Source organism: Pseudomonas oryzihabitans (assembly GCF_006384975.1).
Lineage (GTDB): Bacteria > Pseudomonadota > Gammaproteobacteria > Pseudomonadales > Pseudomonadaceae > Chryseomonas > Chryseomonas psychrotolerans_B.
This window is the reverse complement of the sequence record NZ_CP021645.1, coordinates 4,728,662-4,737,500: the sequence shown is the minus strand read 5'-3', so window position 1 is coordinate 4,737,500 and position 8,839 is coordinate 4,728,662. Positions and strand designations below refer to the sequence as shown.

General features: G+C 59.7%; 8 protein-coding genes and 1 rRNA gene (1 of these 9 only partly in view). All 9 read right to left on the bottom strand.

The genetic code is table 11. The annotated features are described in order from the left end of the window. A 16S ribosomal RNA gene (locus CCZ28_RS21395) occupies positions 1 to 661 on the bottom strand; it reaches 876 nt to the left of the window's first position. A 492-nt stretch (positions 662 to 1,153) separates the two neighbouring features. After that, positions 1,154 to 1,894: a pyridoxine 5'-phosphate synthase gene (pdxJ, locus tag CCZ28_RS21390; RefSeq protein WP_140220775.1), complete on the bottom strand. Its 741-nt coding sequence runs from the start codon at positions 1,892 to 1,894 to the stop codon at positions 1,154 to 1,156. Next, positions 1,887 to 2,582 (bottom strand): DNA repair protein RecO, encoded by a 696-nt coding sequence (gene recO, locus CCZ28_RS21385; RefSeq protein ID WP_140221407.1) that lies wholly within the window; start codon positions 2,580 to 2,582, stop codon positions 1,887 to 1,889. Before recO ends, pdxJ begins: the two co-directional genes overlap by 8 nt. A gap of 5 nt (positions 2,583 to 2,587) precedes the next feature. Next, positions 2,588 to 3,493 (bottom strand): GTPase Era, encoded by a 906-nt coding sequence (era, locus tag CCZ28_RS21380; RefSeq protein ID WP_058765194.1) that lies wholly within the window; start codon positions 3,491 to 3,493, stop codon positions 2,588 to 2,590. Next, complete coding sequence (gene rnc, locus CCZ28_RS21375) at positions 3,486 to 4,175, bottom strand: ribonuclease III (RefSeq protein ID WP_140220774.1); 690 nt, start codon at positions 4,173 to 4,175, stop codon at positions 3,486 to 3,488. Before rnc ends, era begins: the two co-directional genes overlap by 8 nt. Beyond that, complete coding sequence (locus CCZ28_RS21370) at positions 4,172 to 4,567, bottom strand: DUF4845 domain-containing protein (protein ID WP_140220773.1); 396 nt, start codon at positions 4,565 to 4,567, stop codon at positions 4,172 to 4,174. The genes rnc and CCZ28_RS21370 overlap by 4 nt, the downstream gene beginning before the upstream one ends. Continuing rightward, a complete protein-coding gene (gene lepB, locus CCZ28_RS21365; RefSeq protein WP_140220772.1) occupies positions 4,564 to 5,415 on the bottom strand; it encodes a signal peptidase I in 852 nt (283 codons plus the stop codon). Before lepB ends, CCZ28_RS21370 begins: the two co-directional genes overlap by 4 nt. 5 nt (positions 5,416 to 5,420) lie before the next feature. Then, entirely contained in the window at positions 5,421 to 7,220 is a 1,800-nt protein-coding gene (gene lepA / locus CCZ28_RS21360; protein WP_140220771.1) for a translation elongation factor 4, read from the bottom strand. Between the two features lie 146 nt (positions 7,221 to 7,366). Continuing rightward, a complete protein-coding gene (locus CCZ28_RS21355) occupies positions 7,367 to 8,785 on the bottom strand; it encodes a DegQ family serine endoprotease (protein WP_140220770.1) in 1,419 nt (472 codons plus the stop codon). Between the last annotated feature and the right edge of the window lie 54 nt (positions 8,786 to 8,839).

The window sequence follows — 8,839 nt, the reverse complement described above, 5'->3', positions numbered from 1 at the left end:
CCTCTACCGCACTCTAGCCAGACAGTTTTGGATGCAGTTCCCAGGTTGAGCCCGGGGATTTCACATCCAACTTATCAAGCCACCTACGCGCGCTTTACGCCCAGTAATTCCGATTAACGCTTGCACCCTTCGTATTACCGCGGCTGCTGGCACGAAGTTAGCCGGTGCTTATTCTGTTGGTAACGTCAAAACTCACAGGTATTCGCTGTAAGCCCTTCCTCCCAACTTAAAGTGCTTTACGACCCGAGGGCCTTCTTCACACACGCGGCATGGCTGGATCAGGCTTTCGCCCATTGTCCAATATTCCCCACTGCTGCCTCCCGTAGGAGTCTGGACCGTGTCTCAGTTCCAGTGTGACTGATCATCCTCTCAGACCAGTTACGGATCGTCGCCTTGGTAGGCCTTTACCCCACCAACTAGCTAATCCGACCTAGGCTCATCCAATAGCGTGAGGTCCGAAGATCCCCCACTTTCTCCCGTAGGACGTATGCGGTATTAGCGTTCCTTTCGAAACGTTGTCCCCCACTACTGGGCAGATTCCTAGGCATTACTCACCCGTCCGCCGCTGAATCGAGGAGCAAGCTCCTCTCATCCGCTCGACTTGCATGTGTTAGGCCTGCCGCCAGCGTTCAATCTGAGCCATGATCAAACTCTTCAGTTAAGTAGACTGATCGGGTTTTGAGAAAACCCTAAACTTGGCTCAGCAATCGCAAAAAACTCATGAATTCACGAGTTACTTGTGTTGCTGATAATCTTGCGACATCAGACTTATCTCACAAGCACCCACACGAATTGCTTGATTCAACTTGTTAAAGAGCAGCTGGTTGCGACCGTGTCGTCAACCGAGGCGCGCATTCTACGCTAGCCTCACATCCTGTCAAGCGTTGATTTGAACTTTTCCGTTTCAACTCAACCACTTGCACCACCGTGACCAGATCAACCGATCGCGGCAGCGGGAGGCGAATCCTACAGCATCCCAAGACGCTGTCAACCCCTCCCCTTCATTTCGTCAGCACCCTGGGGTGAAGACCTAATGGCAAGGACTCCGTAGACTCCTCGCCCGACTCAGACCTAAGTGCTTGATTTTCAAGCCCTTCAGCGTCTGCGCCGGAAGTGGGGCGCATTATAGGGGAGTTTCGGAGCAGGTCAACACTTATTTTACAGCTGCGTTACAGCGGATCAGTTCGGCCATGTCCTTGACGGCCTGCTTGAAGCCAACGAAGACTGCCTGGGCCACGATGGCGTGACCGATGTTCAGCTCGTTGATACCGGGCAGCGCCGCTATCGGCTGGACGTTATGGTAGTGCAGACCATGGCCGGCATTGACGACCAGTCCGAGACCTTTCGCGAATTCGACCGCCTTCGCTAGACGCTGAAGTTCGCTGGCCTGCTCTTCCAGGGTCGTTGCCTCGGCATAGCGCCCGGTATGCAATTCGATCACCGGGGCGCCACTGTCCTTGGCGGCCTGAATCTGCGCCAGATCGGGATCTATAAAGAGGGAGACTTCCGAATCGGGCAGCGTAGCGATGGCGTCGCGGATGCGCTTGAGCTGACCGCACACTTCCAGACCGCCTTCGGTAGTCAGTTCTTCCCGGCGCTCGGGCACCAGGCAGACGTGCTCGGGACGTATCTCCCGGGCGAACGCCAGCATTTCTGGTGTCACCGCGATTTCGAGGTTCATCCGAGTTTGCAGGAGCTCGCGCAGCAGCCTTACATCCCGCTCCTGGATGTGACGACGATCTTCACGCAGATGCAGGGTGATGCCATCGGCGCCAGCCTCTTCGGCATCCAACGCCGCCTTGACTGGATCGGGATAGCGCGTACCTCTGGCTTGGCGCAGGGTGGCGACATGATCAATGTTGACGCCCAACAGAACACGACGAAGCTCATTCATGGCTGGATTCACTTGGCTTGGCGAACAATTCGCGACTCATCAGGGGTTTGCTGCCCAGGTGGGGAGCCAGGGCTTGGCGCATCAGGCGCTTGGCCGCTCGAACAACGGTAGGATCGTCCCACTCCCCTCGCTCGAGCGCCAGGATTTCAGCGCCGGCCAGGCAGCCTGGCCGGACTTCGTCCACGGCTTCGAATCCCTGATCCGGAAGAAAACGATACAGGCGCTGCGCCTCGATGGCTTGGCCATCCAGGGCTTGGGTAAGGGAGAAGCCGTAGCCGAGCAGATCGAGCAGACGCCACTCGAAGGTACGCAACAGGGGCTCGACGGGGCGCCCCTGAGCCAAGGCCGCAAGGGTCAGGCCATAAAGCTCGAAGAGCGCCGGGTAAGGATCCTCGGCGGGCAGTAGCCGTACCAGCAACTCATTCAAATAGAAGCCACTGAACAACGCCTGCCCCTGGAGCAGATAAGGCGGCGCCAGGGCGGCCACCTTTTGCAGGTTCTTCAGCTCGCCTCGGCCAGCGACATGGGCTTCGAGGGGAATGAAGGGTCTGGCCAGACTGCCGGAGCGTGAACGGGCGGCGCGCAATACCGTGCGTATCCGGCCAAAGGCGCCGAATACGTCGACCAGCGCGCTACTTTCCCGATAGGGGCGTGAATGCAGGACGAACAGCGGCTCGGACGCCTGCATCATCGCTAGAGGTCGGAGTAACCCAGGGAGCGCAGGGCGCGCTCGTCATCGGACCAGCCGCCTTTGACCTTGACCCAGAGGTTGAGCATCACCTTGGCATCGAACAGGGTTTCCATATCCTGGCGAGCTTCCTGGCCGATCCGCTTGATACGCTCACCGGCCTGGCCGATGAGGATCTTCTTCTGGCCATCGCGCTCGACCAGGATCAGACCGTGGATGTGGAGCACCCCGTTCTCGTACTTGAATTCTTCGATCTCAACAGCGACCTGGTAGGGCAACTCGGCGCCGAGCTGACGCATAATCTTTTCGCGGATCAGCTCCGCCGCCAGGAAGCGACTGGAACGGTCGGTGATCTGGTCTTCGGGGAAGAAATGCTCCCCTTCCGGCAGACGCTCGGCGACCAGTTCCTCGAGCGCCTCGAGGTTGTGGCCGTGTTGCGCGGAGATGGGAATCAAGACGGCTTCCGGCAATTGCTCCTGCAGCCATTGCAAGTGCGGCAACATGTCGGCCTTGTCTTCCAGACGATCCATCTTGTTGACGGCGAGCAGTACCGGGCACTTCACGAAGCGTACCCGCTCCAGAACCATCTGGTCCTCGTCGGTCCAGCGGGTGCGATCGACCACGAACACCACGACATCGACGTCACGCAGCGCAGTGACGGCAGTCTTGTTCATAAAGCGATTGAGCGCCTTCTGGTTTTCCTTGTGCAGGCCAGGCGTGTCCACATAGATGGTCTGCACCTCGCCCTCGGTCTTGATGCCGAGCATGTTGTGGCGAGTGGTCTGCGGCTTGCGCGAGGTGATGGCCAGCTTCTGCCCGAGGATATGATTGAGCAGGGTGGACTTGCCGACATTGGGACGGCCGACGATGGCCACGTAGCCGCACCGCGGTGCCTTCAGCTCATCATTCATGACCATTCTCCACGCCCAAGGCGATCAAGGCCGCCGAGGCAGCTATCTGTTCGGCAATGCGGCGACTGGCGCCCTGCCCCGTCGTCTTCTCGCTCAGCATCGCGACCTCGCATTCGACGAAGAACACTCGGCAATGCGGCTCTCCTTCGATAGCGACCACTTCGTAGCGCGGCAGCTCGCAAGCCCGCGCCTGCAGAAATTCCTGCAGCCGAGTTTTCGGATCCTTGTTGGTATCCACCGGCGTCAGCTCGCGCAGTTGCGGACCGAGCCAGGCCATGACCCGCTCCTTGACCGCGTCCATGCCGGTATCCAAATAGATGCCGCCAATCAGGGCTTCCATGGCATCGGCGAGGATGGATTCGCGGCGGAAGCCACCGCTCTTCAATTCACCGGAGCCCAGCCGCAGGTAGTCGCCCAGCTCGAAGCTACGGGCGAGCAGGGCCAGGGTCTCCCCCTTCACCAATTTTGCCCGCAGGCGGGACAACTGACCTTCACGGGCCTGGGGAAAATGTTCGTAGAGGGCTTCGCCGATGATGAAGTTGAGGATGGCGTCGCCGAGGAATTCCAGGCGTTCGTTGTTACGACCCGCGAAACTGCGATGCGTAAGGGCGAGCAGCATCAGGTCCGGGTCCTGGAAGGTATAACCCAGCCGACGCTCGAGGCGATCTAGAGATAAAGTCACGGGAGATTTATACGGAAATCACGGTTGAAACGAACGACCAGATCGATGTTGCGGATCAGGTGTTCACGTTTTTCATAGTCGAGGTGGATCTGCAGATGATTACCGTCGGCTTCGACGCGCATGGCCTTTTGCAGATCGAGATCACGGATGTCATTCACCTGCATTCCCTTACCCACATAGCTGTAGACGTCGGACACGCTGCGAATCTGGTTATCGGGGTTGGTGCCGATGGATTCGATGACCTTGGTCAGAGCATTGTAGTCCAGGTAATCGGGAATGAGCTTGAATGCCGTACTGGCCAGGAAGGCGATGATGCAGAGTGCGAGCAGACCGCCCAGAAACGACAGCCCCTGCTGACGCGACGGAAGGGAACGCACACTGCGATCAGTCATCGGATGATACCTACGCGAGACAGGGTGGGCATATGCTGCAGCTTGGGCTCCGGCCAGCTCAACCAGATGGCGAAGGCCTTGCCGACGATATTGCGATCCGGAACCATGCCCTGCAAATCCTTCGAAATGCTGGGGTCGTCCCAGTAACGGCTGTCGTTGGAGTTGTCGCGGTTGTCGCCCATCATGAAGTAGTGACCGGCAGGTACCTTCCACTCGCGGGTAGGCCCGCTGTAGCGGCTGTCTTCCAGGCGGATCAGGTGCTGCGCCTTGCCCAGTTGTTCGCGGTAGAGCTTGACGCTGCCCAGGGAACCGGGCTCTTCGCCGACCAGTTGCCGGGGAACCAGCTCGCCATTGATATAGAGCTGCTTGTCGCTGGTGTAACGGACGGTGTCGCCGGGTATGCCGATCACCCGTTTGATGTAGTTGACGCTGGGATCGCTGGGATAGCGGAAGACCATGACGTCGCCACGCTGCGGATCACCCACCGGAATGACCTTGAGGTCGGCTACCGGTAGGCGGATGCCATAGGCGAACTTGTTCACCAGGATGAAATCGCCCACTTCGAGCGTCGGGATCATGGAGCCCGAAGGGATCTGGAAAGGCTCGACCAGAAAGGATCTCAGGATCAGGACGATGGCCAGGACGGGAAAGAAAGACTTCCCGTACTCGACCAGGGCCGGTTCCTTGTTGAGTTGCGACAGCACCGTCGGATCCGGCTCACTGACCTGCTGACCGTAGGTCTGGATCGCCTTGCGACGGCGCGGTGCGAGCACAAGCAGATCGATGAGCGCCAGGGCGCCACAGATGGCGACGGCGAGTACCAACAGCAAAGGGAAGTTGAAAGACATGGGCTTTAGCTGTCCACCTTGAGCACGGCCAAGAAGGCCTCCTGAGGAATCTCTACGCTACCGACCTGTTTCATGCGCTTCTTACCCGCCTTCTGCTTTTCCAGCAGCTTGCGCTTACGGGAGACGTCACCGCCGTAGCACTTGGCCAAGACGTTCTTGCGCAACGCCTTGACGGTGGTACGGGCGACGATCTGGCCGCCGATGGCGGCCTGGATCGCCACGTCGAACATCTGCCGCGGAATCAGTTCTTTCATCTTTTCGGTCAGGGCACGACCCTTGTAGTGCGCCTTGTCCCGGTGAACGATCAGCGCCAGGGCGTCGACCTTCTCGCCATTGATGAGCACATCGAGCTTGACCAGGCTGGCGGCTTCGAAGCGATCGAAGCTGTAGTCCAGCGAAGCATAACCGCGGCTCACCGACTTCAGGCGATCAAAGAAGTCCAGTACCACCTCGTTCATCGGCAGATCGTAGCTGACCTGCACCTGGCTGCTGAGGAACTGCATGTCGCGCTGGACGCCACGCTTCTCGATGCACAGGGTGATGACGTTGCCCAGATGCTCCTGGGGCACCAGGATATTGGCGCGGACGATGGGTTCACGCATTTCGGCGACGGAGGCCAGGTCAGGCAGCTTCGACGGGTTGTCGACGTAGATGATGCTGCCGTCCTTGAGCACCACCTCGAAGACCACGGTCGGCGCGGTGGTGATGAGGTCGAGATCGTATTCCCGCTCCAGGCGCTCCTGGATGATCTCCATGTGCAGCATGCCGAGGAAGCCGATACGGAAGCCGAAACCCAGGGCCTCGGAGCTTTCCGGCTCGTATTGCAGGGCCGCATCGTTGAGGGTGAGCTTTTGCAGGGCTTCGCGGAAATCCTCGAAGTCGTCGGAGCTGACCGGGAACAGACCGGCGTAGACCTGCGGCTTGACCCGCTGGAAGCCCGGTAGCATGGCCACGTCCGGGGTGGCGCTGAGGGTCAGGGTGTCACCAACCGGCGCGCCGAGGATTTCCTTGATGCCGGCGATGATGAAGCCCACTTCGCCAGCCTTGAGATCGGGCATCTCGGTGTGCTTGGGCGAGAAGACGCCGACGCTGTCGACCTGGTGCACCTTGCCGGTGGACTTGACCAGGATCTTGTCGCCTTTCTTGACCCGACCGTGCTTGACGCGCACGAGCGACACGACGCCCAGGTAGTTGTCGAACCAGGAGTCGATGATCAGCGCCTGCAACGGTGCGTCGATCTCGCCTTCCGGCGGTGGAATGACCTTGACCAGCTGTTCGAGCACCTCGGGCACGCCCATGCCGCTCTTGGCGCTGCAGGGGACGGCGTCGGTGGCATCGATGCCGATGATGTGCTCGATCTCGGCCTTGACCTTTTCCGGCTCGGCCTGGGGCAGGTCCATCTTGTTCAGGACCGGCATGACCTCGAGGCCCTGCTCGATGGCGGTGTAGCAGTTGGCAACCGACTGGGCTTCCACGCCCTGCCCCGCGTCCACCACCAGCAGCGCGCCTTCGCAGGCGGCCAGGGAGCGGCTGACTTCGTAGGTGAAGTCGACGTGACCGGGGGTATCGATGAAATTGAGCTGGTAGGTCTTACCGTCTTCGGCCTTGTAGTACAGCGTGACGCTGTGGGCCTTGATGGTGATACCGCGCTCGCGCTCGAGATCCATGGAATCCAGGACCTGGGCCTCCATTTCCCGGTCGCTCAAACCACCACAGATCTGGATGAAGCGATCCGCAAGGGTCGACTTGCCGTGATCGATGTGGGCGATGATGGAGAAATTGCGGATATGGCTCAGATCACTCACGAATCAGCACTCGAATAGCCAGCGGCGGAACATCCGCCGGGAAAATAGCGAGGGAGTTTACCTGAATGCGGCAAACAAGGGGACTCGCGCCGTTCGAGCGGACAAAAAGAAGGGGCAGTCGCCTGCCCCTCTTTTCCTACCTGTCGTTATTTGTTCGGTAGTTTAAAGGTGATGAAGCTGGCGCGTCCGTCACGCATGACACGCATGGAGATCGACCGGCTGGTGGGCAGCGACGAGGCGATCTTGTCGAAGGACTTGGCCGAATCCACCGGCTGGTTGTCCAGATGGGTGATGACATCCCCCGGACGCAGGCCGATAGCAGCCGCCGGACCGGTATCGCTGACATCCTTGATCACCACGCCACCCGTGATATCGAGATCCTTCTTCTGCTCGGCGCTGAGGGAGGCGACAGCAAGGCCCAGACGATTGCTGGAAAGGCTGGAGCCCGGCTCACCATTGGCGGCGACGCTATCGTCCTTGGGCATGTCGCCCACGATGATATTCAAGGTCTGACGCTTGCCGTCACGGATGATTTCCATGTCAGCCTTGGCGCCCGGCTTGAGGTTGCCAACCAGGTGCGGCAGATCGGCCGATTCCTCGATCTTCTGGCCATTAACCGAGAGGATGACATCGCCAACCTTGATCCCACCCTTGGCCGCAGGACCATTGTCGAGTACCTGGGCGACCAGCGCGCCGGCCGGACGATCAAGACCGAAGGACTCGGCAAGACCTTTGTCGACTTCCTGGATGACCACGCCCAACCAGCCACGGCTGACTTTGCCGTCGGTACGCAATTGGTTGGCCACATTCATGGCGACGTCGATCGGGATGGCGAAGGACAGGCCCATGAAGCCGCCCGAGCGGGTGAAGATTTGCGAGTTGATCCCGACCACTTCACCCTTGAGGTTGAACAACGGGCCACCGGAGTTGCCCGGGTTGATGGCGACGTCGGTCTGGATGAAGGGCACATAGCTTTCGTTGGGCAGGCTGCGGCCCTTGGCGCTGACGATGCCCGCGGTGACCGAGTGATCGAAGCCGAAGGGCGAGCCGATGGCCAGCACCCATTCCCCAACCTTGAGGTTATCGGAGTTGCCGATCTTCAGCGTCGGCAGGTTCTTGGCGTCGATCTTGAGCAAGGCGACGTCGGTGCGTGGATCGGCACCGACCAGCTTGGCCTTGTACTCGCTACGATCCGAAAGCCGGACGAGAATTTCGTCCGCGTCGGCGACCACGTGGTTATTGGTCAGGATGTAGCCGTCCGGCGAAATGATGAAGCCGGAACCCAGGGATTGCGCCTGCTCTTGCTTGCCACGCGGACCGCGCGGTGCCTGCGGAATGCTGCGTTCGAAGAATTCGCGGATGCCGGGGGGTAGGCCATCCAGATCTGGCATGCCAGCGGTGGCGCGCCCCTCAGGTAGCTTCTGCCGGGTGCTGATGTTGACTACCGCAGGAGAGGCCGCCTCGACCAAGCCGGTGAAATCGGGCAAATCAGCCCGGGCGGCGGCTGCCAGCCCCATCAGCCAAAGGCCCATCAGGGCAGCTGTATAATGTTTGAAATTGCGCATGCGCATGCAGCTCCACTTTAATCCAGTAACGTGAACTCATCGTTGGCGGCCTGC

What these genes read in the sequence shown, in the direction of transcription:
- pdxJ (WP_140220775.1), bottom strand. Translation starts at nt 1,894, where the DNA reads ATGAATGAGCTTCGTCGTGTTCTGTTGGGCGTCAACATTGATCATGTC.
- recO (WP_140221407.1), bottom strand. Translation starts at nt 2,582, where the DNA reads ATGCAGGCGTCCGAGCCGCTGTTCGTCCTGCATTCACGCCCCTATCGG.
- era (WP_058765194.1), bottom strand. Translation starts at nt 3,493, where the DNA reads ATGAATGATGAGCTGAAGGCACCGCGGTGCGGCTACGTGGCCATCGTC.
- CCZ28_RS21370 (WP_140220773.1), bottom strand. Translation starts at nt 4,567, where the DNA reads ATGACTGATCGCAGTGTGCGTTCCCTTCCGTCGCGTCAGCAGGGGCTG.
- lepB (WP_140220772.1), bottom strand. Translation starts at nt 5,415, where the DNA reads ATGTCTTTCAACTTCCCTTTGCTGTTGGTACTCGCCGTCGCCATCTGT.
- CCZ28_RS21355 (WP_140220770.1), bottom strand. Translation starts at nt 8,785, where the DNA reads ATGCGCAATTTCAAACATTATACAGCTGCCCTGATGGGCCTTTGGCTG.